22 protein-coding genes are annotated in these 25,947 nt (G+C 59.5%); 15 read left to right on the plus strand and 7 right to left on the minus strand.

What is annotated here, in order from left to right; translation table 11 throughout:
• The first annotated feature begins 1 nt into the window (after window position 1).
• The 14 genes from D1793_RS16645 to D1793_RS16710 all read left to right on the plus strand — a co-directional run bounded on the left by D1793_RS16645 (window position 2) and on the right by D1793_RS16710 (window position 16,820).
• Window positions 2-1,240, plus strand: a complete 1,239-nt coding sequence (locus tag D1793_RS16645; RefSeq protein WP_119023131.1) for an O-antigen ligase family protein — start codon at window positions 2-4, stop codon at window positions 1,238-1,240.
• A gap of 63 nt (window positions 1,241-1,303) precedes the next feature.
• A complete protein-coding gene (locus D1793_RS16650; RefSeq protein ID WP_119023132.1) occupies window positions 1,304-2,485 on the plus strand; it encodes a glycosyltransferase family 4 protein in 1,182 nt (393 codons plus the stop codon).
• Window positions 2,485-3,534 (plus strand): CapA family protein, encoded by a 1,050-nt coding sequence (locus tag D1793_RS16655; RefSeq protein ID WP_119023133.1) that lies wholly within the window; start codon window positions 2,485-2,487, stop codon window positions 3,532-3,534. Before D1793_RS16650 ends, D1793_RS16655 begins: the two co-directional genes overlap by 1 nt.
• A 127-nt stretch (window positions 3,535-3,661) precedes the next feature.
• Window positions 3,662-4,870, plus strand: coding sequence for a CoF synthetase (locus tag D1793_RS19520; RefSeq protein WP_162899997.1), 1,209 nt, complete (start codon window positions 3,662-3,664; stop codon window positions 4,868-4,870).
• Window positions 4,871-4,895: 25 nt separating this feature from the next.
• Window positions 4,896-7,034, plus strand: coding sequence for a bi-domain-containing oxidoreductase (locus tag D1793_RS16665; RefSeq protein WP_119023135.1), 2,139 nt, complete (start codon window positions 4,896-4,898; stop codon window positions 7,032-7,034).
• A 79-nt stretch (window positions 7,035-7,113) separates the two neighbouring features.
• On the plus strand, window positions 7,114-8,268 hold the full coding sequence (gene wecB / locus D1793_RS16670; protein ID WP_119023136.1) for a UDP-N-acetylglucosamine 2-epimerase (non-hydrolyzing): 1,155 nt from the start codon (window positions 7,114-7,116) through the stop codon (window positions 8,266-8,268).
• A gap of 3 nt (window positions 8,269-8,271) precedes the next feature.
• The gene (wecC, locus tag D1793_RS16675; RefSeq protein ID WP_119023137.1) at window positions 8,272-9,561 is read left to right on the plus strand and encodes a UDP-N-acetyl-D-mannosamine dehydrogenase; all 1,290 of its coding nucleotides are present in this window, start codon (window positions 8,272-8,274) and stop codon (window positions 9,559-9,561) included.
• Window positions 9,562-9,743: 182 nt separating this feature from the next.
• Entirely contained in the window at window positions 9,744-10,064 is a 321-nt protein-coding gene (locus tag D1793_RS16680; RefSeq protein ID WP_162899998.1) for a type II toxin-antitoxin system MqsR family toxin, read from the plus strand.
• Window positions 10,065-10,078: 14 nt separating this feature from the next.
• Complete coding sequence (locus D1793_RS16685; RefSeq protein WP_119023139.1) at window positions 10,079-10,651, plus strand: type II toxin-antitoxin system MqsA family antitoxin; 573 nt, start codon at window positions 10,079-10,081, stop codon at window positions 10,649-10,651.
• Window positions 10,644-11,111, plus strand: a complete 468-nt coding sequence (locus tag D1793_RS16690) for a hypothetical protein (protein ID WP_119023140.1) — start codon at window positions 10,644-10,646, stop codon at window positions 11,109-11,111. Before D1793_RS16685 ends, D1793_RS16690 begins: the two co-directional genes overlap by 8 nt.
• Before the next feature lie 106 nt (window positions 11,112-11,217).
• Complete coding sequence (locus tag D1793_RS16695) at window positions 11,218-12,960, plus strand: alginate lyase family protein (RefSeq protein WP_119023141.1); 1,743 nt, start codon at window positions 11,218-11,220, stop codon at window positions 12,958-12,960.
• 45 nt (window positions 12,961-13,005) lie between these two features.
• The gene (locus D1793_RS16700; RefSeq protein ID WP_119023142.1) at window positions 13,006-14,226 is read left to right on the plus strand and encodes a glycosyltransferase family 4 protein; all 1,221 of its coding nucleotides are present in this window, start codon (window positions 13,006-13,008) and stop codon (window positions 14,224-14,226) included.
• A 91-nt stretch (window positions 14,227-14,317) separates the two neighbouring features.
• On the plus strand, window positions 14,318-15,484 hold the full coding sequence (locus tag D1793_RS16705) for a nucleotide sugar dehydrogenase (RefSeq protein WP_119023143.1): 1,167 nt from the start codon (window positions 14,318-14,320) through the stop codon (window positions 15,482-15,484).
• Between the two features lie 46 nt (window positions 15,485-15,530).
• Window positions 15,531-16,820 (plus strand): exopolysaccharide biosynthesis polyprenyl glycosylphosphotransferase, encoded by a 1,290-nt coding sequence (locus tag D1793_RS16710; protein WP_205527566.1) that lies wholly within the window; start codon window positions 15,531-15,533, stop codon window positions 16,818-16,820.
• 103 nt (window positions 16,821-16,923) lie between these two features.
• Here the strand turns inward: D1793_RS16710 and D1793_RS16715 are convergent, their stop codons facing one another.
• The 5 genes from D1793_RS16715 to D1793_RS16735 form a co-directional block, all read right to left on the minus strand.
• Window positions 16,924-17,916 carry a site-specific integrase gene (locus D1793_RS16715; protein WP_240407700.1) on the minus strand — a complete coding sequence of 331 codons (993 nt, stop codon included), beginning with the start codon at window positions 17,914-17,916 and terminating at the stop codon, window positions 16,924-16,926.
• A gap of 13 nt (window positions 17,917-17,929) precedes the next feature.
• Window positions 17,930-19,495 carry a DEAD/DEAH box helicase family protein gene (locus D1793_RS16720; RefSeq protein ID WP_119023145.1) on the minus strand — a complete coding sequence of 522 codons (1,566 nt, stop codon included), beginning with the start codon at window positions 19,493-19,495 and terminating at the stop codon, window positions 17,930-17,932.
• Window positions 19,492-20,139: a hypothetical protein gene (locus tag D1793_RS16725; RefSeq protein WP_119023146.1), complete on the minus strand. Its 648-nt coding sequence runs from the start codon at window positions 20,137-20,139 to the stop codon at window positions 19,492-19,494. The genes D1793_RS16720 and D1793_RS16725 overlap by 4 nt, the downstream gene beginning before the upstream one ends.
• Complete coding sequence (locus D1793_RS16730) at window positions 20,136-20,342, minus strand: hypothetical protein (protein WP_119023147.1); 207 nt, start codon at window positions 20,340-20,342, stop codon at window positions 20,136-20,138. Before D1793_RS16730 ends, D1793_RS16725 begins: the two co-directional genes overlap by 4 nt.
• Window positions 20,343-20,723: 381 nt before the next feature.
• Window positions 20,724-21,176, minus strand: coding sequence for an antitoxin Xre-like helix-turn-helix domain-containing protein (locus tag D1793_RS16735; RefSeq protein ID WP_240407701.1), 453 nt, complete (start codon window positions 21,174-21,176; stop codon window positions 20,724-20,726).
• A gap of 500 nt (window positions 21,177-21,676) precedes the next feature.
• Here D1793_RS16735 and D1793_RS16740 point away from each other — a divergent pair, with 500 nt between their 5' ends.
• Window positions 21,677-22,201, plus strand: coding sequence for a pilin (locus tag D1793_RS16740; RefSeq protein ID WP_162899999.1), 525 nt, complete (start codon window positions 21,677-21,679; stop codon window positions 22,199-22,201).
• A 102-nt stretch (window positions 22,202-22,303) separates the two neighbouring features.
• Here the strand turns inward: D1793_RS16740 and D1793_RS16745 are convergent, their stop codons facing one another.
• On the minus strand, window positions 22,304-24,025 hold the full coding sequence (locus D1793_RS16745; RefSeq protein ID WP_119023150.1) for a Wzy polymerase domain-containing protein: 1,722 nt from the start codon (window positions 24,023-24,025) through the stop codon (window positions 22,304-22,306).
• A 61-nt stretch (window positions 24,026-24,086) separates the two neighbouring features.
• Window positions 24,087-25,943, minus strand: a complete 1,857-nt coding sequence (atzF, locus tag D1793_RS16750) for an allophanate hydrolase (protein ID WP_119023151.1) — start codon at window positions 25,941-25,943, stop codon at window positions 24,087-24,089.
• Window positions 25,944-25,947 lie beyond the last annotated feature (4 nt).

Genomic DNA, 25,947 nt, shown 5'->3' on the forward strand with positions numbered 1-25,947 from the left:
GATGATTCTGAAGACTACTGAGCACTTCCCCAGCCAGGCAGCTATGTCGGTGTTGCTTGCCATCCTTTTCATTAGAATAATGGAGTGGTTGTTTTTTCACTACCAATTGATTTCCGGAAATTCATTTATTTTAGTAGTTTTTGTTTTTTTATTGATGAGTGCATTTTCCTTGTCTCGGTTGAGGCAAGTTAAGATGAGTGCGTTTCAATTATTTCTTTTTTTAAGTATTTTAGCTTTGCCTGTCATTTCAGTTATGTTGCAGAGTGCTCTTTTATCGGACAGGTATGACTACCTAGGTAGGTCGTCGCTTCAATATGCCGCCTTTATTTGTGCCTACGGAGTGACATGGTTCTTGGTAGGCGTTAGCGTTAGTAATTTCACGCCGCATTACTCAGTTAAAATTCCGTTTCTCTTATTGTTAATAAGTTTTTTTTTCGTAGTTCAAAGCTCCAATGAGGGGCGCGTGGATTATGCTTATCTAAGGGAGGTTACTGGGGTAGATTCGTATAGCCATCTTTGGATAACTGAGGGTTTGATTATATTTTCATTTTTATCCTATGCTGGTTTAAAGTCTTTGTGGCTAAGGGTTTTAGTTTTTTCGCTATCTGTAGCTTCCCTTTTTTTGGCAGGGAGTAGATCTGGGTTGCTGTTTTTCATTGTTACAATTGTTTTTTATGAGTTATTTTTTAGTAACGGCATCAAGGCTTGGAAGAAAGTGGTTTTTATGCTCGTCATGTCCCCTGTTTTGCTGGCTATTTCTTATGGCTATTTGAGTTTGATTAATCCGCTATATATAGAGCACTTTTTGTTGATTTTTGATCGAGATTCTTCTGGTAGTTGGCAGGAAAGAACTTATGCACTTAATATTGGCCTCAATCTTTTACATCGTCAGATTCTGTTTGGGGACCCCACTTTGCTTGCAAGTGAGTTGGGGAATGTTGGGTGGTATATCCATAATGCATTGAGTGGATGGCAATTTTTTGGCTTGCCTTTTTTCTTGGTTTCTTGTGTGGCTTATATTTTAGCATTCGCGAAGATGGTTCAGTTTAGAAATATTGGAAAAGAAACTCCGTTTTTTAGATTTAAGTCTCTTATGTTGTTATATACGGCCCTTAATATTTCTCTTACTGTGTTTGTTGGGAGTTCCTGGTTTTGGTTTACATTGGGCCTTTGGTTGGCCGCTGCACATAATAATAGGCAGAAGCCGGTTGTTGTCAGTAAGCTTTCATTTGGATCATGATATTGTTGCATAAGCTAGCCATGCTTTCTGAATGTTATAAGGTTAATTAATTTAAGGTTGTGTATGCGCGAAAAACCATTAATACTGGTGTTCAACAAATATTACTTGCCGGGCTTTAAGGCAGGCGGACCCATCCGAACCTTGGCCAATATGGTTGAGCACCTCAGTGACGAATTCGATTTCCGTATTTTGACTCTTGATCGAGATGCAGGTGACCGCCAACCATACGCACAAGTTGAGCAAGGGATATGGAATAGTGTGGGAAAGGCTGAGGTTATGTACTTGAGCCCTGACAATATTTCCATCCATCAACTTGTAAAGCTTATCTTGGAAGTTTCACCCGATGCGATCTATCTGAACAGTTTTTTTGACTCAACTTTTACACAACGTGTTCTTTGGGCGCGGCGATTCGGTAGGCTAGGTAATATCCCGCTTATTTTGGCCCCGCGGGGTGAGTTTTCTGAAGGGGCCCTTGATTTGAAGCGTGGGAAAAAACAGGTTTATCTTTTGCTTTCATCTTTGCTTGGCCTTTATCGGAACCTGACTTGGCAGGCATCTAGTGCTCACGAGCGAAATGATATAGTAAAAAGCTTGAAGTTTCTAAAACAAGAGAATATTAAAGAAGTAATTAATTTGGCACCCAAGAATTCCATCGGACCAGTTACCATTTCTTCAGGGCGATCGGGCCAGGCGCTTCGAGTATGTTTTCTTTCCAGGATATCGCCAAAGAAGAATTTGGATTTTGCTCTGTCGGTGTTACGAGAGGTTTCGTCAGGTATTACATTTACAATTTATGGGCCTAAAGAACTAGCGTCGTATTGGGAGCGATGTGAGGCGCTGATCGAAGATTTGCCCGACAACATCAATGTTGTCTATGCCGGAGAAGTTCATCCCAGTAATGTCAATGCCGAGCTATCTCAGCACGACTTGTTTTTCTTTCCCACTCGCGGAGAAAACTATGGGCATGTAATTCATGAGGCACTCTTGGCCGGATTGCCTGTTTTGATTAGTGATCAAACGCCATGGAAGGATCTGGAAGAGCATGATGTTGGATGGTCATTTTCCCTTTCTGATATGCTTGTATTTGCAAAAAAAATTGATGAAGTAGCTAACATGGAGCCTGCGAGTCTTCTGCGCATGCGACGTAAAGCCGTATCTTTTTCCGTGAATAAGGCAGAAGATGCGAAATCAGTTTCAGACAATATTGAGCTTTTTCGCACAGCTGCCTCACAAGGTAGTGCCTAATGATTTTTTCTGGTGATGTGGCTATCGCTGATGGTGTAAGTTTTGAGTTTTTAGACTTCCCCGACCACCTTAAAAACTCACCTTGGTGTATAAATCTGGAAGGCGCTATTGGATCAATAGATGATTTGTCTAATGGCTGGGGATGCTATAATTCGACCGCTTGGGTACAGTCGTTTAATGGATTTAAACTAGGGCCTCTATTTATCGCCAATAATCATATCCATGATATAGAAGGAGGGGTAGAGAAGACCCTGAAATTAGCTTCAGGGGCTGGGCTGGAATGCTTTGGTGCTGGGCTCAATGTTGATAAAGCAAAGCGCAGGGTTTCATGTGCGTCTAACGGTGTTGAGTATCATTTGATCGGATGTGGCTGGCCAGTAATAGGCTGCCAGGCTGCTGATAACAGAGCGCCGGGTGTCAATACACTGGAAGGGAATCGTGTTCGAGAGCTGGCCAAAGAAGCCATAGGGAAACATCCAAGCGATAGAACGGTCGTGGTAATACATGGCAATTATGAGTTTGAAAGATATCCGCAGCCCGCTCATCGAAAACTTGCTTTTCAGTTGATAGACCTTGGGGTTTATGCTGTTATTTTTCACCATCCCCATGTCGTAGGTCCGGTTGAGCGTTATAAAGGTCGCACTATCGCTTATAGTTTGGGGAACTGGGCGTTTTCCTATGGTGAGTTTTTTTCTGGAAAGCTGAAGTTCCCTCAGTCAAGCTTTCACCAGATAGCAATTGAGCTGGGCTTAGATGGTGATGTGCTCCATCACGCAAAATTTATACCCCCAAATACTGTGGAATATCAGCGGGCAGAAAATATTGGCGACGATGCAATGAGCCTGGTACCAGAATTTGAAGGTTACACGCATGATGAATATATTATCTGGTTCAAAAAAAATCGCATCAAAAGAAAGCTGCTTCCAATCTACCAAGATGCTGACTCATCTCTTTTCAACTCCATGAGAGACTGTTGGATTAAAGGTCGGCAAATACTAATCGATGCTGCGACAAAAGCTGGGGTTAAATCTTATAGGAGGCGTGGTTGACGTGCTAATGGTATCTAGGCTTAAGCAGCTTGCCGAATCAGTACCTCCTTCAGTCGGAAAGCCGCTTAGCAGCGTTCCCTACACTCTTCGTCTAGGCCCCTCGTATGCATCCGCTTCTCGCGGTATTGTGAAATATGAGCGAGCCAGCAGTGAAGTGGTTTCGCAATATCTGTTTCAGCGATGTGTGGCCATGGTGTGTTTTGCAGAAGCTGAAGTGCCTTTTTATCGCAATTTCTACCGCTCGAAAGGGTTCAGCTCAGAGCAGATTAAGGAATGGGATGATTGGCAGCGTGTACCTATTGTAACCAAGGCTGATATGCAAAATTTCTCCTTGGGTGAACGTTGCGCTGCAAAAAACAAAGGCATGAAGATCAATACGGGTGGAACTTCGGGTCAGCCGCTAGAATTCTATCTGGATAGCCGTGCTTTTGGTCGTGAGTGGGCTCACATGCATGCCATTTGGAAGGCTCATGGCTACCGCCCGCACCATTTGAAGTTGACGTTTCGCGGCAAGCATTTCGAGCAAGATCATCCTATTCGTTATAATGCTGTGCATAACGAATATGTTGTCAATGCTAATTGTCATATGCGAGACATCGTTGAGGCGCTGATGGAACTTCCTCGCAAGGACATCATCAGGTGGATACATGGTTACCCTAGCTTGATTGCCGAGTTTTCTCATGAGCTTTCTTGCTCACGCTCATATGATGTCAATGCGTTTTCCAGACGCTTGTTTGGTGTGCTTTTAGGCTCAGAGTATCCAGCTCCGGTTTACCGCGATGCTATTGCAGAAAATCTGAGCACGAATATTGTCAGTTGGTACGGGCATAGCGAAATGGCGCTTCTAGCGAGGGAGACTGCTTTAGGTGTCTATCAGTCATTTCCCACTTATGGCTATGCAGAGGCGGTTCCTGCTCAAGGGAGTGAGCACCGCTTGATCTGCACCTCCCATCATAATTTCACCCATCCCTTCATTCGCTATGATACGGGTGACTTGGTGGAGCCTGTTTGTTTCTCAGAACCGTCGTTGGCGTTTCGTATCACCGAAGGGCGTGTTGGCGATTTTATTATTGATCGCCAAGGCAAACGTCATTCCCTCACAGCTATTATTTTCGGCCGGCATCATTCAGCGTTTTCGCTGCTGAAGCATCTGCAGGTTCGTGAAGATTCACGGGGCGAGATCAGCTTGGTGGCTACCCCGCAAGATATGGCGATTTCAACTCAGCGACTGATGGCCGGCTTCGATCTTGACGATTTGGATATCAACTGGAACTTGGAAGTCGTTGAGTCACCCATTCGTACTCAGGCTGGCAAAATACGCCTCAAGATCACTTGATATACATCAATATACGGGAAGTGCTGTGAAACAAGTCCTCCAAGACCTCGCCAAGGGCGCCACTACCCTTACCGAGGCGCCTTCACCCCGCGCCAGCGCCGGTAACCTGCTGATTGCGACTTCGACCACCCTTGTCTCCGCCGGCACCGAGCGCATGCTGGTGGATTTCGGCCGTGCGTCCTACCTGCAGAAGGCCCGCCAGCAGCCGGAGAAGGTCAAGATGGTGCTGGAGAAGGTCCAGACCGATGGCCTGATGACAACGGTTGAGGCGGTGCGCTCCAAGTTGGCCCAGCCGCTGCCGTTGGGCTACTGCAATGTCGGCGTGGTGAGCGAGGTGGGGCAGGGTGTTTCGGGTTTCAAGCCCGGCGATCGGGTGGCATCCAACGGGCCCCACGCTGAGATCGTCAAGGTGCCGCAGAACCTCTGCGCACGTATCCCTGATGGCGTTTCTGACGAGCAGGCGGCCTTTACCGTGGTGGGCGCGATCGGCCTGCAGGGCATCCGCCTGGCCCAGCCGACCCTGGGAGAGGCCTTCGTGGTCACCGGGGTGGGACTGATCGGGCTACTCACTGTGCAGCTGCTGCGTGCCCACGGCTGTCGGGTGCTGGCCATCGATTTCGATACCGCCAAGCTGGCCCTGGCCGAACGGTTCGGCGCCGAGACCTGCAACCCGGCCCAGGGTGAAGACCCTGTGGCGGCGGGGCTGGCCTTCAGCCGCGGCAAGGGCGTGGATGGTGTCATCATTACCGCCTCCACCAAGTCCAATGACCCGGTCACCCAGGCGGCGCGCATGAGCCGCCAGCGCGGGCGTATCATCCTGGTAGGCGTCACCGGGCTGGAGCTCAACCGCGCCGACTTCTACGAGAAGGAGCTCAGCTTCCAGGTCTCCTGTTCCTACGGCCCCGGACGCTACGATCCATCCTACGAGGAGCAGGGCCACGACTATCCACTGGGCTTCGTGCGCTGGACCGAGCAGCGCAACTTCGAGGCGGTACTGGATATGCTGGCCAGCGGCCAGCTGGACGTCGACCCGCTGATCACCCACCGCTTCGCCTTTGACAAGGCGCCGGAGGCCTACCGGGTGCTCACCGAGGAGCGCGCGGCACTGGGCATCCTGCTCGAGTACGATGCCCCGTTGAAGGCACGCAGGGTCTCCTCTGTCACCCTTGACCCCGAGGCGCACTTCGATGGCACCCGGCCGGTGCTGGGGATGATCGGCGCCGGCAACTACGCCTCCCGGGTGCTGATACCCGCCTTCAAGGCCGCTGGCGCCCAGTTGCATACTCTGGTCACTGCCGGGGGCATCAACGGGGTGATCCACGGCGAGAAGGCCGGCTTCGCCGAGGCCTCCACCGATCTGGCAGGCATGCTGGCCAACGACACCGTCAATACCCTGGCTATCGTCACCCGCCACGACACACATGCGAACTTCGTCGTCCAGGCCCTGGCGGCGGGCAAGCATGTGTTCGTCGAGAAGCCCCTGGCGATCACCACCGAGGGCCTTGCCGAGGTGGAGGCGGCCTACCATACCGCTCACGTCAGCGGCCGTAATCCACACCTGATGGTGGGCTTTAACCGCCGCTTTGCCCCCCAGGTGCAAAAGATGAAGACGCTGCTGGGCGCGATGAAGGAGCCCAAGAGCTTCATCATGACCATGAATGCCGGCGCTATCCCCCCCGAGCACTGGACCCAGGACCCAGCTGTTGGCGGCGGGCGCATCATCGGCGAGGCCTGCCACTTCATCGACCTGATGCGGTTCCTGGCTGGCAGCGAGATCGTCTCGGTTCAGGTACGGCGGATGGGCGACAACCCCGGCATGGCGATCACCGAAGACAAGGCGGCCATCCTCCTGGGCTTCGCCGATGGCTCCTTTGGCACCATCCACTACCTGGCCAACGGCGCTGCGAGCTTCCCCAAGGAGCGCGTCGAGGTGTTCGCCGCCGGCCGCGTGCTGCAGCTCGATAACTTCCGCAAGCTCAAGGGCTTCGGCTGGCCGGGCTTCCGCAAGCTGAACCTGTGGAAGCAGGACAAGGGCCAGCAGGCCTGCACTGCGGCCTTCCTCTCCGCCATTGCCGAGGGCCAGCCCACGCCCATTCCCGCCGAGGAGATCTTCGAGGTTGCTCGAGTCAGCATCGAAGCGGCCGAGGCGCTGCGGGCACAGTAGGGCGCTTTGTCAGCTCGGCGGGCCCGTCATGGCCGCCAACCGACTCAATTTACGCGATTACTCTGATGGATGACTGTGCATGACTTCACCACGACCCCTGCGCACCCTCTGCGTCTTCGGTACGCGCCCGGAGGCGATCAAGATGGCCCCATTGGCGCTCGCCTTGCAGGCCGACCCTCGCTTCGATGCACGGGTGTGCGTAACCGGCCAGCACCGGGAGATGCTCGACCAGGTCCTCGCGCTGTTCGAGCTGGTACCTGACCATGATCTTGCGATCATGCAGCCGGGACAGGACCTGACCGACGTCACCACGGCCATTCTGCAGGGGATGAAGAAGGTACTAACTGACCAGCGCCCCGATGTGGTGCTGGTGCATGGTGATACCGCCACCACCTTCGCCGCGACCCTGGCCGCCTACTATCAGCAGGTCCCGGTGGCCCATGTGGAAGCAGGGCTGCGCACCGGCGACCTCTACTCACCATGGCCGGAAGAGGCCAATCGCAAGCTTACCGGGGCGTTGGCCGCCTGGCACTACGCGCCGACCGAGCGTTCGCAGCGCAACTTGCTCGAGGAGGGCGTCGCCCCGGATAGCGTCCAGATCACGGGAAATACCGTGGTGGATGCGTTGCTTGAGGTGGTCGAGAAGTTGGAAACCACACCGGCGCTGCAGGTACGGTTCCGCGACCAGTTCGCCTTTCTGGATGACGCCCGCCGGATGGTGCTGGTCACCGGGCACCGCCGGGAGAGCTTCGGCGGCGGCTTCGAGCGCATCTGCCAGGCGCTGCGGACCACCGCGAGCCGGCACCCCGAGGTACAGATCGTCTACCCGGTGCACCTCAATCCCCAGGTGCAGGAGCCGGTAAACCGGCTGCTGGCGGATATTGACAACGTCCACCTGATCGAGCCGCTGGACTATTTGCCCTTCGTGTATTTGATGAATCGCGCCCACCTGATTCTCACCGACTCCGGCGGCATTCAGGAAGAGGCGCCGTCGCTGGGTAAGCCGGTGCTGGTGATGCGCGATACTACCGAGCGGCCGGAGGCGGTAGAGGCGGGTACCGTCAAGCTGGTGGGCACCAATGTAGATGCCATCACAAACGCACTCGATACCCTGCTGGGTGATACCGAGGCCTATCGACGGATGAGCCGCGCCCACAACCCCTACGGGGACGGTCAGGCCTGCTCGCGAATCCTCGACCACTTGGCTGGCGCGGCCCAACCGCAGGAGCACTGAGAGATGGATTTCAAGACAATTTCCGTGGTTGGCCTTGGCTATATCGGCCTGCCTACCGCCGCCGTCATTGCCTCGCGCCGCAAGAAGGTCATCGGCGTGGATATCAGCCAACGGGCGGTGGATACCATCAACCGTGGTGAAATCCATATCGTCGAACCCGAGCTGGACATGCTCGTGCATGCGGCGGTGAAGGAGGGCCACCTGCGGGCCACCACCACCCCGGAGCCGGCCGATGCTTTTCTGGTCGCTGTGCCAACGCCTTTCAAGCGTGAGGAGGGCAAGGAGCATGTTCCAGACCTGAGCTATATCCGAGCGGCCAGTCTGGCAATCGCGCCGGTATTGAAGCCGGGGGATCTGGTCATCCTGGAGTCCACTTCCCCGGTGGGGGCCACCGAGCAGATGGAGGCCTGGCTCGCTGAGGCGCGCTCTGACCTGAGCTTTCCCAGCCAGGAGGGTGAGGCCTCGGATATTCGCGTGGCGCATTGCCCCGAGCGTGTGCTGCCCGGCCATGTGGTGCGTGAGCTGGTGGAAAACGATCGGGTGATCGGCGGCATGACGCCGCGCTGCTCGAAGGCCGCCTGCGCGCTCTATGAGCTGTTCGTTCGTGGGGAGTGCATTACCACCACGGCACGCACTGCCGAGATGGCCAAGCTGACCGAGAACAGCTTTCGCGATGTGAACATCGCCTTTGCCAACGAGCTCTCGATTATTTGCGACAAGCTCGATATCAACGTCTGGGAGCTGATTCGCCTGGCCAACCGCCACCCGCGGGTAAATATCCTGCAGCCGGGCCCCGGGGTGGGCGGCCACTGCATCGCCGTAGATCCCTGGTTCATCGTCAGCGAGACCCCGGAGCTGGCCCGCCTCATTCGTACGGCCCGCGAAGTCAACGACGGCAAGCCCGAGTGGGTAATAGACCAGGTCAATCAGGCGGTGGGGCAGTTCCTTAGCCAGAACCCGGAACGCACTGCCCGGGAGGTCACTGTGGCGTGCCTGGGGTTGGCGTTCAAGCCTGATATTGATGATCTACGTGAAAGCCCGGCCCTTGCGATCACTCAGGCGCTTAAGGCCCGGCTGCCCGGCCGGCTGGTAGTGGTGGAGCCCAATATCGATACACTTCCGGAGAGTCTGGAAGGCGCCAATCTTGCAAACATCGACGCGGCCCTGTCCGAGGCCGATATCGTTGTGCTGCTGGTGGACCACAAGGCGTTCAAGAAGGTGGAGGGCGCGCGCCTGGCCGGCCGCCATCTGGTGGACACCCGAGGGATATGGGCCGGGCAGAACCGGCGCTGAAGTGATGTACTGGTCGCGCGGGTGCGAGAGAGTGGTGAGACTGCCGAGGCGCACCCAGCGCAGTGAAGGCTGGGGTAGCTGGCTCGAAATGCTCGCACCGTCGCCGGCCCCTGTAGCTGGCGCATGATCGGTTTGCACGTTACACTCAGGGAGCTAACCATGGTGGTTAGAAGGGGTGGGTGGTGCCGATCTATGACCTGAACGATGTCCATGCTGCGGCAAGGCAGCTACGAATCGAATATCGGGGACGTAAGGTCATGCGCGATGTGGCGAACCTGGGCTATGAACTTGAGGATGTTGCGGACTGTCTGTCGAGGCTGAGCGAGGCAGAGTTCAGCAAGAGCCATCTTCGCCAAGCCGCGCCCGGTGATGATGAGTACATTTGTCGCTATCCACGGCCGGATAGTCAGGATGGAGAGACGGATCAGCTATACGTGAAATTTTGCTTGATCGATAACTGCCTGGTCGTGGACCTAGGCTCTTTCCATCTGACGCAGTTTTGAAACGAGGTGGCATCATGGGACATTGCAAACTGTGCGGTTCCCACGAGATTCAACAATATACCGAAGTAGAGCCGGTGAGGTATAAAGAAGCCGTGCTACAAGTGCCTATGGAGTATTCGGTATGTGCCAATTGCGGGAGGGAGTTTATTGCGACGGAGCAGATTCGGCGTAATGATGCTGCAGTCCGCGATGCGAAGCGTGCTCAGGATGGCCTGCTGACCGGTAGCGATATTGTTCGATTGCGCAGTAAACTCAAGCTCAATCAGGAAATGGCGGCTCTACTGTTTGGCGGAGGCAGAAATGCATTTTCAAAATACGAAAGAGGGGAGGTGACCCAAAGCGCCGCGATGGATAGATTGCTGCGCTTGTGCTCTCGCCACCCGGAACTTGTCAATGATTTGAAAGTCATGACTCATGGCACTTTTACTTTTCGCAAGCGTGTTATCGGCCACCAGGTATCCGGCGAGCCGGGAGATGCCGAGTCATGGGAGACTCACTCTCCAGATGCCGGTGATGGCGTGAGCAGCAGTGCCTTTTCACGCTATCGCGTCAAGACATTGGCCGTTGAAGAGCTGCGGTATGGATAAGCAGCTGATTGCCGAGGCGATGGAAAAGGTCGAGATTGTCGATATCTATCTCTATGGCTCTACCGTAAGCCGTCATGATGAAATTCATCAGAATAATATTCCCGAAGGAATGGCGCAGCAGGATAAGCTGGCCGTTTCTGTCGATCTGCTGGAGCCTATTGAGGCCGGCGAGGACGGTGCCGATAGCTTGCTGAGGGCTCGTATCGATTATGGAGTAAGGTTTGTACTGCTGTCTAAAGCAGGCGATGAAGATTCGGTACATGTGCTGGCTGAGATAACGGCTTGCTTTGCTGCGACCTACCGTTACCAAGATGGCCTTTCCGAAGCTGCTATCAGTGAATTTATGCGATACAATGCCGTATATAACACTTGGCCGTTCTGGCGTGAGCACGCACTGCGGATGTCGGCCGAAGCACGCTTGCCCCGTCCCACCATTCCCCTGATGAAACCGGTGGGCTGAAGCCCCTTCTCCTATCGATGACTCAAGAATCGACAATCGTGTGATAGTGAACCGCCGAGGCCGAGTCTCTCGGCGTTGTTCTTTGGTCTTGAAAACGGAACTTTCAATGTTGTCGCGTTACTCGCGCCTGTTTCATACCGTCCGCTACCTCAAGCCTGGCCAAATCGGCTGGCGGCTCTATTACCGCTTGTTGCGAAGCCGCGTGCGCCGGCAGGCCATGGCCCCCCTGGGGCCAGTGGAACGGCGCCAATGGGCCGATGCCTGGTCGGCACCGGCCTGGATGCCGCCGGTGCTGGTAGGCGAGGTGAAGGCTGGGGAGTCGAAAGCAGGAGAGCGTGAGCCCGGGAAGTGGGCGTTCGATTTTCTCGGCGAGCAGGGTGAGCTGGCCAGGGCGGAAGACTGGAACCATCCCGGCAAGAGCAAGCTGTGGCTCTATAACTTGCACTACCTGGATGACCTCTGCGCCCAGGGGGCAGCAGACCGCCATGCCCAGCACCGGGCGCTGGTGGCGCGCTGGATCGACGAGAACCCGCCGCTGGCCGGTAATGGCTGGGAACCCTATACGCTCTCCCTGCGCCTAGTGAACCTGGTCAAGTGGCTGAACGGGAAGGCTTGGCAGGGCGGTGAGCCGATCCCTGCTGCCTGGGTGGCGAGCCTGGCCCGACAGGCACAGGCCCTTGCCGCCCAGCGCGAATACCACATCCTGGCCAATCACCTCTTCGCTAACGGCAAGGCGCTGACCTTCGCCGGCGCCTTCATAGAGGGCAAGGACGCCGAGCGCTGGCTGCGCCAGGGGCTGAAGATCCTCGATGCCGAGATTCCCGAGCAGTTCCTGGAGGACGGCGGGCACTTCGAGCGCTCACCCATGTACCACGCCACTCTGCTGTGGGACCTGGCCGACCTGATTCAGCTAGCCGAGTGCTCCGGCCTCCTCGCGCTGTGCGAGCGCGCTCATGGGTGGCGCCAGACCCTGGCACGGGGACTGGCCTGGCTGGAGCTGATGACCCACCCGGACGGTGAGATCGGCTTCTTCAACGATGCCGCCTTCGGCATCGCCCCGACCTTGGCCGACCTGCAGCGCTATGCCGATTGTTTGAGCATTCAGTCGCCGGCGGAAGGCGTCCGCATGGTGGGGCGGCAAGGTGGAGACTATGGCTTGCGGCATGCAGCGGCCAGTGGCTACCTGGGCGTGGAGTGGGGGGAGGGCAACCTGGCGCTGCTCGACCTGGCCCCGGTGGGACCGGACTACCAGCCCGGCCATGCCCATGCCGATACTCTGAGCTTTGAGCTCAGCCTGTTTGGCCAGCGGGTGCTGGTCAATTCTGGCATCTCCCAGTATGGCGAGGATTCCGAGCGCCACCGCCAGCGCTCTACGGTTGCCCACAACACCGTGGTGGTGGACGACGAGAACTCCTCCGAGGTGTGGGCGGGGTTTCGCGTCGCCCGCCGTGCCCGACCGGGGCCGGTTAGCATCGATGCCCAGGCTGAGGGGCTGACAATCACTGGAAGCCACGACGGCTATCGGCGCTTGCCCGGCAGGGTGACTCACCGCCGCGAGTGGGTGTTCCAGGAAGGGCAACTGGTGATTCAGGATCGACTTGAGGGTCGTTTCACCCGCGCCGAGGCGCGCTTCCACTGTCATCCAGGTGTGTCGGTGAGACTGGAAAATTCTCAATATGGAGAGCTGACCCTGCCCGATGGCCGCCGCCTGGCACTGGCCATCGACGGCGGGGAGGCGCGCGTCGAGTCTGCCAGCTGGCATCCCCGCTTCGGCGAATCTCACCCAAGTCAGTGCCTTGTGGTGGCCTTCACGGCCCCCGCCTGTTCCACCAGCTTTCGTTGGGCCTGAGCCCCGCTTGTGCCCCTGTTCCTTCTTCGCTTCAAGACGAGTCCCATGCGCATCCTGTTTCTCTCGGATAACTTCCCCCCCGAAACCAATGCTCCCGCCAATCGGCTCTATGATCATGCCGTGCGCTGGGTGCGGGCCGGCCATGAGGTCACGGTAGTGACCTGCGCTCCCAATTTCCCGGAGGGGAAAGTGTTTCCCGGCTATCGCAACCGCTGGTATGCGGTGGAGGAGTGGGACGGCATCCGCGTGGTGCGGGTGAAGAGCTATATCACCTCCAACGAGGGCTTCCTGAAGCGCACTCTGGACTATGTCTCCTTCATGGTTAGCGGCTTTATTGGGGGGCTCTTTCAGAAGAAGCCGGATGTGGTCGTGGCCAGTTCGCCACAGTTCTTTGCTGCCGTGGGCGGCTGGGCCCTTGCGGCGGTGCGGCGCAAGCCGTTCATCTTCGAGCTGCGTGATCTCTGGCCGGCCTCCATCGTCGCCGTGGGGGCCATGGAAGAGAGCCGTACCATCCGCCTGCTCGAGAAGCTCGAGCTGTTTCTCTACCGCCGTGCCCGGCGCGTGGTGGCGGTGACCCACTCATTCAAGCAGGACCTGATCTCGCGGGGCATCGATGGCGGCAAGGTCGATGTGGTGCTCAACGGCGTGGATCTGGCGCGCTATCAGCCGATGGCACCGGATGAGGCCCTGCGCCGCGAGCATGGGCTGGAGGGCAAGTTCTTGGTGGGCTACTTGGGCACCCACGGCATGGCCCATGCACTGGACAAGGTGCTCGAGGCGGCCGCCCTCCTGCGCGATTCTGAGGAAATTGTCTTTCTGTTCGTGGGGGCCGGCGCTGCCAAGGCAGGGCTTGAGGCTCAGGCTCGGGAAATGGGGCTGACCAACCTGCGCTTCGTTCCGCGACAGCCCAAGGAGGCTATGCCGGGCTACTGGTCTCTGTGTGACCTGGCGCTGATCCCGTTGAGAGATACGCCAGTCTTCGAGAGCGTGATTCCCTCCAAGATGTTCGAGTGCATGGCCATGGGCATTCCGGTGCTGATGTCACTGCCAGAAGGTGAGGCCACCGGCATCCTTAAAGAGTCCGGGGCGGGGGTGTGCGTCCCGCCCGAAGACCCACAGGCCATGGCCGAGGCCATTCAGTCTCTGCAGCGCGACCCTCAGCGGCGAGCGGCGATCCGCGAACGCGGCCTTGAGTCCGCTAGAACCTACTCCCGTGATCAGCAAGCGGGAAAAATGCTTGAAGCGCTGAGCGCAGCAGCACAGTGATGAGTTGTGTGCCGCCTACTTTGTGTATTGGGTGGCTAGCTTGGCGGAAGAGTATGAATCCAGCCTTGAAAATGCACTACAAGGATGAACGATGAAGATCGCTATTGCCGGCACTGGATATGTCGGACTCTCAAACGCCATGCTTCTGGCCCAACACAATGAAGTTATAGCGCTGGATATTGTGCCTGAGAAGGTCGCGATGCTGAACGAGCGAGTCTCCCCGATCGAAGATGCTGAAATCAGCGACTTCCTTGCACGCCGCCAACTGAAGTTTACCGCGACGCTGGATCGTGAAGCGGCTTATCGAGATGCTGACTTCGTGGTGATCGCGACCCCCACAGACTACGACCCGAAGACTAACTATTTCGACACATCAAGCGTGGAAGCGGTGATTCAGGACGTGATGGCCATCAACCCCGATGCGGTGATGGTGGTCAAGTCCACCGTGCCCGTTGGCTTCACAGTGGAAGCGAGCGAGCGGTTCGGTACCCAGAACCTGCTCTTTTCGCCGGAGTTCCTGCGTGAGGGCAGGGCGTTGCATGACAACCTCTACCCCTCGCGTATCATCGTGGGGGAGCGTTCCGTGCGTGCCGAGCAGTTCGCTGGACTGCTCAAGCAGGGTGCGGTGAAGGAAGATATTCCGGTGCTGTTTACCAACAGCACCGAGGCGGAGGCGATCAAGCTCTTTGCCAACACCTATCTCGCTATGCGGGTGGCCTACTTCAACGAGTTGGACAGCTACGCCGAGACTCACGGCCTGGATACCCGCCAGATCATCGAGGGTGTGGGGCTCGATCCGCGCATCGGCAGCCACTACAACAACCCCAGCTTCGGTTACGGTGGCTACTGCCTGCCCAAGGACACCAAGCAGCTGCTGGCCAATTATGAGGATGTGCCCAGCAACATGGTGCAGGCCATCGTGGATGCCAACCGCACCCGCAAGGACTTCATCGCCGAACAGATCCTCAAGCGCCAGCCGCGGGTGGTAGGGGTCTACCGGTTGATCATGAAGGCTGGCTCCGACAATTTCCGGGCCAGCGCCATGCAGGGCGTGATGAAGCGCATCAAGGCCAAGGGCATCGAGGTGGTGGTGTATGAGCCGGTGCTTCAGGAGGAGAGCTTCTACGGCTCCCGAGTGATCCGCGATCTCGATACTTTCAAGTCAGTCTCCGATGTGATCCTGAGCAATCGCATGGCGGAAGAGCTCAGCGACGTTGCCGAGAAGGTGTACACTCGCGACCTGTTCGGTAACGATTGAGCCTGCCAGCTGTGGTGGATAGGCTGAGCGGGTAGCCAGAGGGACGATGAACGAAATGACGGAACGCATGCGCTACGAGCGCCGCCACTCGCGCTGGTATGAGGCGCTGCTGCTGGGGTGGCCATTTCAGCTGATCGTTGGCGCCTTGGTGGTGGTGGGGCTGCCGGCCTGGGAGCGCTGGCACTGGGGCTTCTGGGAGTTTCTGCCGCCGGTGCGCAGCAATACACTGCTGGCCTGCGGCCTCGCCTTTGTGGGCATACTCTTCACCCTGCGGCGGATGCACCGCTTCCCGGGGGCTCGCATCTCTGCCTTTATCGCCCCCACGGTGTCGGTGGCCTATCTGCTGGTAGTGGCCGTGCTGTTCTTTACCCGCGAGGAGTACACCCGGCAGGTGCTGTTCGGCAGCTACCTGATGAGCTTGGGCTGGTTCTACCTGGCCTTCTTCCTGGGTCGGCGCTATCGGCGGATGAAACTCGCCGTCGTGCCTGCAGGTCGGGCGACCGCCCTGAAGCCGACGCCCGATATCGAGCTTCGCTGCCTGGAAGGGCCTGATCTGGCCAAAGTACGCTACGACGGCGTGGTGGCGGACTTGCACACCGACGAACTGGGTCCGGAGTGGGAACGATTCCTGGCGCGCTGCACGCTTCACCATATCCCGGTTTATCACGTCAGGCAGATCCAGGAGTCGATGACGGGGCGCGTGCGTATCGAGCACCTGACCGAGAACGAGTATGGCAGCCTGCTGCCATCGTTGAGCTATCAGGGGGCGAAGCGCCTCATCGATCTGATGGCGGCACTGTTGTTACTGCCGATCCTCGCCCCCCTCATGCTGGCGACGGCCGTTGCCATCCGCCTGGACAGCCCCGGCCCCGCCCTGTTCATCCAGCAGCGGATGGGTTTCCGTGGCGTGCCCTTCAGGGTCTACAAGTTTCGCAGCATGTACATCGATCAGCGGGGCAGTGGCTTCACGGAAGGGGATGACGACCCCCGCATCACTCGGGTGGGGCGCTTCATTCGCAAGTGCCGCCTTGATGAGTTGCCGCAGCTGTTCAACGTGATCAGGGGCGAGATGAGCTTTATCGGCCCGCGGCCCGAGTCCATGGAGCTTTCCGAATGGTACGAGCGGGACGTGGCCTTCTTCAGCTACCGTCACGTAGTGCGCCCGGGGATCTCCGGCTGGGCCCAAGTGGAGCAGGGCTATGCCGCCGAGGTCGACGGGATGACCACCAAGCTCCAGTACGACTTCTACTACATCAAGCACTTCTCGCTGTGGCTGGATATCCTGATCGCCTTTAAGACGTTGAAGACAATCGTCACCGGTGAAGGGGCGAGATAACGCCATGGACATACACTCACCGCGGGCGCCTTCAGGGCGCCCGCGGTGTTTATGGCCACCCGCCCGAGCGCTGCCTCAATGAGAGTGTGAGCGCCGCTTAGGCTCACAGACCAAAGAAGTCACCTCCATGGTTTTCGAACGCATCCGCGACGCGAATGTATCGTTCGAAGGTGCGCTGATCCCGGTGGCCACTCACCCGCTTGATCTGCACATCCGACTTGCCGCGCAGATGCGCTTCGGTGATAAACCCGGCCCGGAAGCTGTGCGGTGAGTAGCCTTCCTCCAGCAGTCCCGCCGCCGCCAGCCCCTTCTTCATGCGCACCGCCAGAGTGTTGGCCGTCATGCGACCGGCCCCCAACCGCCCAGCTATGCTCACACCACGAAAGATCGCGCTTTTCTGTATACCGGAGACTTCCAGCCAGCGTTCCAGCATGCCCACCGGGCAGTAGCGCGTACCGGGCGGGGCCCGCATGATGCTCTTGGTCTCGATGCGTCCTGAGCGGTTCATCTTGCTGTAGTGGAGGGTGACGATCACCCCCTCAGGCCGCCACTCCAGGTCCTCACAGGCGATCACTACCACTTCGCTACGCCGGAAAGCCCCATAGAATGAGAGCAGGAACAGGGCGCTATCGCGCAGGCCGTGCAGGGAATCTTGCTCAACCGCATCGAGCAGGCGATGTAGCTCCTTGAGCCGCAGCGCCGGCGCGGACGCTTGGCGGGTATCTCGCGATTTCTTGATCCCGCGGATCACGCTGCGCACCGCCATCGTCTTTACCGGCGAGGGCAGGTTGTGATAGCGGTGCCACATGTGCAGCGAGTTGGCGTAGCGCTCCAGCGTTGCGGGTTTCTTGCCCAGCTTGTTCTGTGCCGAGAGGAAGTTGGCGATATCGATCTCGGTTGCCGGCAGCATCCCCCCAGCCTTCTGGTAGACCCTCAGGTCTGAGCGCATGCCGCGCACCGTGTTGGGCGAGACGCTTTCCGACAGCAGACGCCGGGCTTCCCGGGACAGCCCCTCCACTGGGGCGGTCATGGCACCCTGGTCATAGGGGCTTGGCCGTTGATGGGTCAGCCGTTGACGCGATGGATCTCGTTTCATCATCAGCTCCCCCTCAAGGTGTCAGCCGCAGGGCGATCAGGCGTTCGAAGAACGACGCGGAAAACGCCACATCGGGCGCCACGCTGATCGTTCCCTCCGCGCTGGCTGCGCCCATGGAGACCGTGACGCTCCTGCCGGCCACGTTGGTATCAGACGGGCTCTCCGTCGTTGCGGCAGCCGTATCCGGGACGTGAGGCGTGGTAGGCGAATCTCCTGGCGGTGAGGCGCCGTGGCCGCCTATGGGTCCTGACGCATCGGCGTTCACGGATACCTTGGCCAGGTCCTGGGGGAGGTCGTCGCTTAGGCGTCGTGCCATCTGGGCGAGTCGGGTGTCGTTCAGCGCGTAGAAGTAGCAGTCGGGATCGTCTTCACCCTGACGGCGGATAATCCGCCCCAAGACCTGACGAAAATGCTGCTCGGTGCGGATATGGCTGAGGTAGCAGCCGACCCTCAGGCGCGGGATATCGACACCTTCGGCGACCATGCCGACCGCCACGATCCAGGGCGTAGAGCCGTCGCGAAACGCCTCCAGCCGAACGTGAGCGAGACGGTCTCGGCTGGTGACCAGGCAAACCTCATGCCCCTCTGCCTCCAGCTGTTGCGTCACCGCCTCGGCATGCTCGATATCGGCAGCGACGACCAGGCCGGCGGCTTGGGGATCCCGCTGGCGGAGGCTGTTGAGCTGCTGGGTGCCGAGAGCCAGCAGGCGCTGCATGGGGGCATCGAGCCGGACCAGGCTGCCATAGTCGATGGCGGGATGACGCAGCAGCTGAGGGATGCTGGCGTAGCGATGCGTTTCCTGGCGACCGGTGCGCGGATGAAAGCTGCTCAGCTCGATCTCGCGGTTGTCCACCAGCTGCACGCGGGGGTAGCGGCACACGCCATCGCGGATGGCATCCTGCAGGGTGTAAACAAAGTCTGGCTGCAAGACCTGTGCGGCCGCTGACGTCGGAGCGACCCTTTCGGTCATCACCCCCTCCGATGCCCCCGGCCCCGCGGCGTTATCCTTGGCATCATCCGCGACCTCCAGATACCGCAGCAGCGGCATGCAGCTCCCGTCGGTCCGCCATGGCGTGCCTGACAGCGCCAGGGTGAAGGTCATATGACGTTCCAGCGCCATCAGCGTGCTGCCCCACTGGTTCGGCCCCTCACCACCCAGGTGCCCGGCAGCGTGGTGGCTCTCGTCCCAGATCAAGAGCACGCGATGTCGCTGCCCCAGGTGCTTCAGGGCGTCCAGCCGTCTTGGTAGGGCCTGATAGGTCATCCCGGCACCGGCGGCGCCCAACTGGCCGTTCATGGGCTTTCCGGTGACGGTCTGCAGCGCCTCGATGGCAGCCTGAACCACGGCCCGGGTGGGGCCGCAGTAGAGGACATAGTCGATGTCGCCTCGCGCCATCAGCTCATTGGCCAACTCCGCGGCGAGACGCATCTTGCCGGCACCGGGCGTGGCCTGACACAGAAAGTGTGGATGCTTCGGTGACAGCGTGGCGAGCGCTTGTTGCAGGCAGGCCGATTGCCAGGTGCGCAGGGGCGGCAGGGCAGGGCGCGCCGCATGGCGTGAAGTGGGAGGCAACATCATGAGCGACCCTCCTGAGCAGCAGACGCCTCGCACTCACCGGGGGGCGCCAGGCGCTGCCGGATCTTCAGGTTGGCATCCCACTGTCCCTGCAGTCGGCCACTGTGTTCGATAGCCGCCTCCAGCAGTGGTGCGATCTGCGACCGTTCATCGGGAAATGACGTGATCAGGTGCTGGTAGTGCTCCGCTTCGCTGATGGCGGCATGCATGGCCGTCTGCAGGTAGTGACACTCCTGCTCCAGATGTTCGAGCAGTGGCCTGGTGGGTTCTGTCGAGGAATCAGCATGGAAATGACCTGGTGATGAGGGTGGCGCTGTGGTCTCCGACGGTTCTTCAGGGGTGTCCAGCTGCATGCGAAACAGCCGGCGATTTTTTCCACGGACCCCAACCGCCACGACGAGACTGTGCTTCTCGAGCGTCTTGAGCCGGTCGCGGACCCGAAAGCGCAGCAGAGTCGGGTCAATGTCTTCGAATTCCGGCCGCTTGAGCAGCTGGTCACGGATCTCGTACGTGGTGAAGGACTCGTTGGCTTCTGCGCAACAGAGCAGCTGACTGTCCAGGGCCTCGGCGATCATGCGCGACAGAGGATCGTGACGGCGGGGCTTCGGGGAGGGCAGGGTGGTTGCAGGATCGACGCGCGGGCTCATTCGCTCACCTCCTGCACTGCCTCCAGGGCGATGGCGTCGGCGGCCCGCGAGAGGGCCTCGGCCTTACGCATGTGTGCGTGGTAACGGCTGTAGCGAACTTGCAGGCTGCTGTTGGAGGCCAGGGCGGCCATGGCCATGGCGCGATGAGCGGCCGCGCGCGCACGGCGACTGCTGCGATGGGGGAAAACGGTCGGGTGGACCATAGGTGGGGCTCCTTTTGCTTGGAGCCGACCCCGCTGTCGCCAAACAGTATGGGGGCGGCCGTACGCGGGTTGGCGAACCGGCGCAAAAGGGAACCGGCAGACCCGAGGGTCTCCCACGCACGACCGCCATAGACATGGCAGGCAAAGAAAAAGCGCCTACCATGGCAGTGGCGCTTGTGCGCCTCTTGCATTCGGGTCGCCAAACCCGACCGAGCGATTTAGCTCGACATCCATACAGTAGCAGCGGCTATTGGGTGTGTAAAGCCCTGGCCTGCGCGGTGGTTTGGTGGGGCACACGGTTGCAGCAGCCTCGCCGGGGTATGCGAGGTAAAGCCGTCTGGAGTCACTTCCGGCTGATGAGGGGGTATCTGCGAACCGTGCTCACGGGAAGACGCCATGCTCAAGCCGTCCGATGAGGTCCAATATTGCTTTGGTGCCCACTGTCGTCGTCACCATCTCCACCGGCCGGCGTCCATCGAGGCCCTGCACCGGGTTGAGGATCCAGCGCCGCGCCAGCTCCCGATCCCCCTCGAAGAGCTCAATAGCGCTCTTGTAGACCACGGCGAAGCGGTACAACCGATCACCTTCGTCTAGCCTGAACCGACCGGCTTTAGCTCGCCGCCGCAGAGTCGCTGACGAGATGACGACATATTGCGCAAGCTCCCTGCTCTCCAGACCGGATGCCGCGGCGAGCTTGGTGTAGACCGAGTAGGGGACGCCCTCCTTCACGGCCTCATGCAGCGCTAGTCTAGCTGAAGGGAGCCCCAAGGCCTTCCAGAATTCGTCTTGCGGGGGCTTTGCCTCCGGACGGTATTCGCTGATGCCAGCTTCCACGGCACGGCCTCCAATCATCTGGTATGGCTCACTTTTCCTCACGGTCGTCTGCCTTGCGGCTCTGAGCCTTGAGCTGCTTGATCTCGGCCTGCAGGGGGGCGATGTCTCCGCGGAGGAGGTGCTGGTGCCGGGGGGCTGGCACGCGATCAGGCAGGCTCCCTTGGTCTGGATGGTTTGACTGCTGCCCCAATGGTAGTGCATCTCGGCGCTCAACAAAGCCAGCAACGCCGGGGAGGGGAGGCAGTCCCGCCATGGGCGAGGGTTGCGGTGCCCAGTGCGTGGCGACACGCCGCCGGTGCATGCAGGTGCCGCGCACCGCTAGAAATTGTCACGCAACGTGAACTCGGCCTTGCAGAATTACAATTCGTAACTTAGAGTAACTGGTAGGAGCCGCCGCCGAGGCGGCTCCGTGGAGAGTAGGCAGCGTGGCTGCCTGGCTTGGGCACATCCGCAGGGGGCAGACCACTGCCGGGGCGGACATGAATTCAAGGGGCACGAAAATGGACAAAATGAACAGAAAGACGCAGCGCAACAGGACGCAGGGTGGTTTTACCCTGATCGAACTGATGATCGTGGTGGCGATTATCGGGATTCTGGCTGCGATTGCGATTCCAAGGTATCAGGATTATGTGGCCAGGTCGCAGGTGACTGAAGCAATTAGTCTTACAAGAGGGTATCAAACTGCCATTGAAGACAGAATTTATCAGGGAGCAATAATTCCCCAGACAACCGCTGCTACTGGCACAGCTGGTACGGAAGGAGTTTATGGAGGTAGAGCAACTGGAAGGTATGTGGAGCAAGTTTTGATTAATTCTTCTGCAACAACCGATCCACTTGCTAGTGACGGTTTTATCACCATAATAGCTACCATGGCATCAAATGCAGCGCCAAGTATCGAGAGTAGAACAATGGGCTTTCGATATAATGCAGCCACTGATGAATGGATTTGTGGCGCCCCGACAGGTGGTGTGGAAGTTAAATTCCGTCCTGCGGCTTGTGAAGAAACTATAACTTTGACTAATTGAGCTAGCCGGGTACTCCCCGCTTCTATTTTACCACTTTGCCTGAAGTACCACCAGTGGTCGGCAGCGATGCCGTCCGCTGGTTTTTTTATATCTCGCTTTCCGCTATTCCAGCTCATCGGCGCTGGTAATGATCTCTGCACCTGAGGCGTCGGGCTTTAAAGCTTCTGTCACCACTTCGAAGTACGGAAAGAGCCGGCCGGCCTGCTGGGCGATGCCTGAACTTTCCAGATCTCGGCCCAGCACCCGTTCGGCGCGCACCATATTGGCGTAGAGTGCCGGGTTGGGCGCCAGTCGGGCGTGCTCCTCTCCCCATACCAGGTACTCCTCGACGAAGCCGCCTATTCCCAGACCGGCCGCGGCCTGCAGCTGCTGGGACATCACCTGGAAGTCCAGCGTCATGGGCATCCCGAAGGGGTTGATAATGGCCGTTAGGGTGCCCGGTTGTTCGCCACCGCTCTCCACATGTGCCTTTACCTGCCACAGCGTATGCAGGTGGGTGGCCATGAAGAGCACTAGCGCCGGCGCCGCGAGCCCGCCGACGACCTTGACCCCGAAGGTGTAGCGATGCTCCCTTTCCTGTGCTTCCCAGCAGCGGCTGGCCACCAGCCCCAGCAGCAGCAGCATCACCAGCCAGTGGGCGATGGAGTGGTAGAAGGGCAGTTCCAGTAGGCTATGCACCGCAAGGGGGGCCAGCAGTGCCAGCAGCATCAGCCGCTCACCCCTTGGCCCCCTGATGATGATCCGCCTGGCCAGCCACAGCGCAAACGCCAGGAGCGCGAGCACCGGCAGCACCCCCCCCTCGATGCCCCAGTAGAAGAGTTCGTTATGGGGGTGGCCGTAGTGCTCGCGTAGCGGGGTGCGCCCTTCCTCGGCGGTGCGCCAGTCGGCGTGGCTATGCACGAAGTCATGCACGAAGCGCCCGTAGCCCCACCCGGCCAGGGGCTTCTCGGCGATCATCCTGAGGCTGTGCTCATAGACCTGGGGCCTCAGGCCCTGGGAGGTGATCGCCTCGGCGCTACGCGCCGTTCCCCCGCCGGTGTTGGCTACTACCACCGCCAGCAGCAGCCCGCCCAGCAACGCCCCGGCCCACTGCTTGAACCTTGCACGCTCCAGCCCCCACAGGTGCATCAGCACCAGCGGCACGCCGATGGCCGCGCCCAGCCACCCGCTGCGCGAGGCGATCACCCAGAGCATGGCCGGCATGAAGAGCGGCGCCAGCAGAATGATTCCCTTCTCCAGGCGGCTTCTCGCCTCGCCATAGAGCCAGGCGGAGATCACCAGCCCCACGGCCAGGAAGCTCGCCATCACATTAACCTGCTGGAACACGCCCCAGGGTCGCCCGTAGTCCGGGTTGTAGCCCACCCAGTTGCCCGGTTCCAGCAGGTAGTACTGCACATAGCCGTAGGCGGTCTCCAGTAGCGCACCGGCAAGTATCGCCATGCCGAGCCACCACCAGTGGCGGCGCGTCAGCGGCAGCTGGGCCAACCCCAGAAGCAGCAGGGCGCCTGCGGTGAGCGTGAGCAGCCGCGGCAAGGCGAGATGCGAGGCCTCGTTCCAGCTCCAGGCCAGCGGCAGCCACAGGGCCAGCAGCAGGAGCCCCAGCCCCTTGTGGAAGGCGCTGTAGCGGATTACCCCCCGAGACGCGGGCCATATCGCCAGCGCCATCAACACCGCGAAGCCCATCCACATCGCGGCATTGTGGGGCATGCGAAGCCCCGTGCCGCCCAGGTTGGGAAAGGTCACATGCAGCAGCACGACAAAGGTGAAGAAGGCGGTGCCGATAAACCAGCCGATCAGGCGGCGGTGAGGAGTAGAGGTTTCCATAGCGATCCCTGCGGTCGAATGTTTCTGGATGTTACCAGAACCATAGGCCACCGACTCGCTGTCAACACGTCTCGATCAGCTCACTGCCAGACATCGCTCGCTCGTCAGTCACTGCCGCCAGCCACTGTCGCCAGCCGCCATACGCCGTGATGTCACGGGCCGGGCCAGCCTCATGCAGCCCCCCAGCGGCACAGATGAACCCGCATGCCCACCCGCCGTTGGCAAGCTCCACCTGGCCGAGCCCCAGCGGGCTTGGAATGCCGGCCAGGAAACTCCCAATCCACTGCTGTGGCAGGCGCCAGACCTCGACGTCGATGGCGCTGCCGTTGGCCTCGTCACGCACCAGGGCAGGTCGCGCCGGCGGCCCACCGGCCAATGCATAGAGCCGATAGCGGGCCGCTGTGGTGGTGCGCTCGACCAGCACACCACCACGCTGGGTTAGCTGACCATTGAGGGGTAGCCCCTCAAGATGGGCACCACACACCACCACCTCCAGATAGCCGTCGCTTGCCGGTGCCATGGCCTTGGTAAGAGGCCGTGGCAGGCCCGTCGCCCCCAGTGGCAAGGCCAGCGCCGCCTCCATGGCCCGCGCCAGGCTGAGCAGGCGCAGATCATCATAACAGCGCCCGAACAGGGTGACACCCACCGGCAACCCGGCGCCCGTGAAGCCCGCCGGCACGGCCAGCGCGCTGTAGTCCAACAGGTTCATGAAGTTGGTCCAGGTCCCCAGCCGCGCATTGACGCCGATGGGGTCGGCGGCCACCTCGGCCTTGGTGGGATGGGCCACGGTGGTGGGGGTGAGCATCAGATCCACGCAGGCGAGCAACGCATCGGCCTGACGCTTGTACTCCGCCAGCTGATAGCGAGCGTCGAAGGCGTCCACGGCCAGCGGCGTCGCGCCACCGGCGGTGATCTGTCGCGTCACCGGATGCACCGACTCGGGATCCTGCTCCATCAGCTCGCGAATGGCATGGTAGCGCTCGGCCACCCAGGGGCCCTCATAGAGCAAACGTGCCGCCGCCAGCAGCGGAGTGGCATCGATATCCACCCGCTCTCCGCCCAGCGACTCCAGCAGCCTGATGGCCTCGTGCATCGCATGGGTGTAATCGGGATCCGTCTGCCACTGCGCCGCCTTCGGCACCCCGAAGCGAAAACGCGCCGGTGGCGTGCCATAGCGCTTGCCGTGCAGGGCAAAGTCGTGGGCCCGCGACCAGCGGCATTCGGGATCCGGCACCGCGGCGATGTCGAGCAGGGTCGCCGCATCATCGGCGGTCAGGGCAAACAGGCTGATGGTGTCCAGGGTGGCACAGGCGGGCACCACACCACGGCTGCTGAGCAGGCCCAGGCTGGGTTTGACGCCCACCAGGTTGTGGAAGCAGGCCGGCACGCGACCGGAACCCGCGGTATCGGTGCCCAGCGCGAAACTCACCTGTCCCGCGGCCGTGACCACCGCCGAACCGCTGCTCGAGCCCCCTGGCACCCGCTCGGGGTCAAAGGCGTTGCCGGGCACCCCATAGGCCTCGGGCGCACGTTCGCCGACTAGGCCGGTCGCAAACTGGTCGAGATTGGTCTTGCCGAGGGGAATCGCGCCGGCATCGATCAACTGCTGTACCACGAAGGCGTTCTCTTCCGGCACATAGGCAAAGGCCGGACAGCCCGCCGTGGTAGGCACGCCGGCCAGATCGATATTGTCCTTGATGGCGAAGGGGATCCCGAAAAGCGGCAACGACTCGGGGGAGTGCCCCTCCAGGCGTGCCAGATAGCCCTGCAGCTGGTGGCGATTGAGCCGGGTGATCCAGGCGGGATCGGGGCCGCGGCGCTCGGCCTTTTCCAGCAGGCTGTCCAGAAGTCGGGCCGGGGTCAGGGTGCCGTCGCGGTAGGCGGCGTGCAGCGAGGTAATGGTCAGATCAAGGGGCATGGTC

This window comes from Halomonas sp. JS92-SW72 (genome assembly GCF_003547075.1).
Taxonomy (GTDB): Bacteria; Pseudomonadota; Gammaproteobacteria; order Pseudomonadales; family Halomonadaceae; genus Halomonas; species Halomonas alkalicola.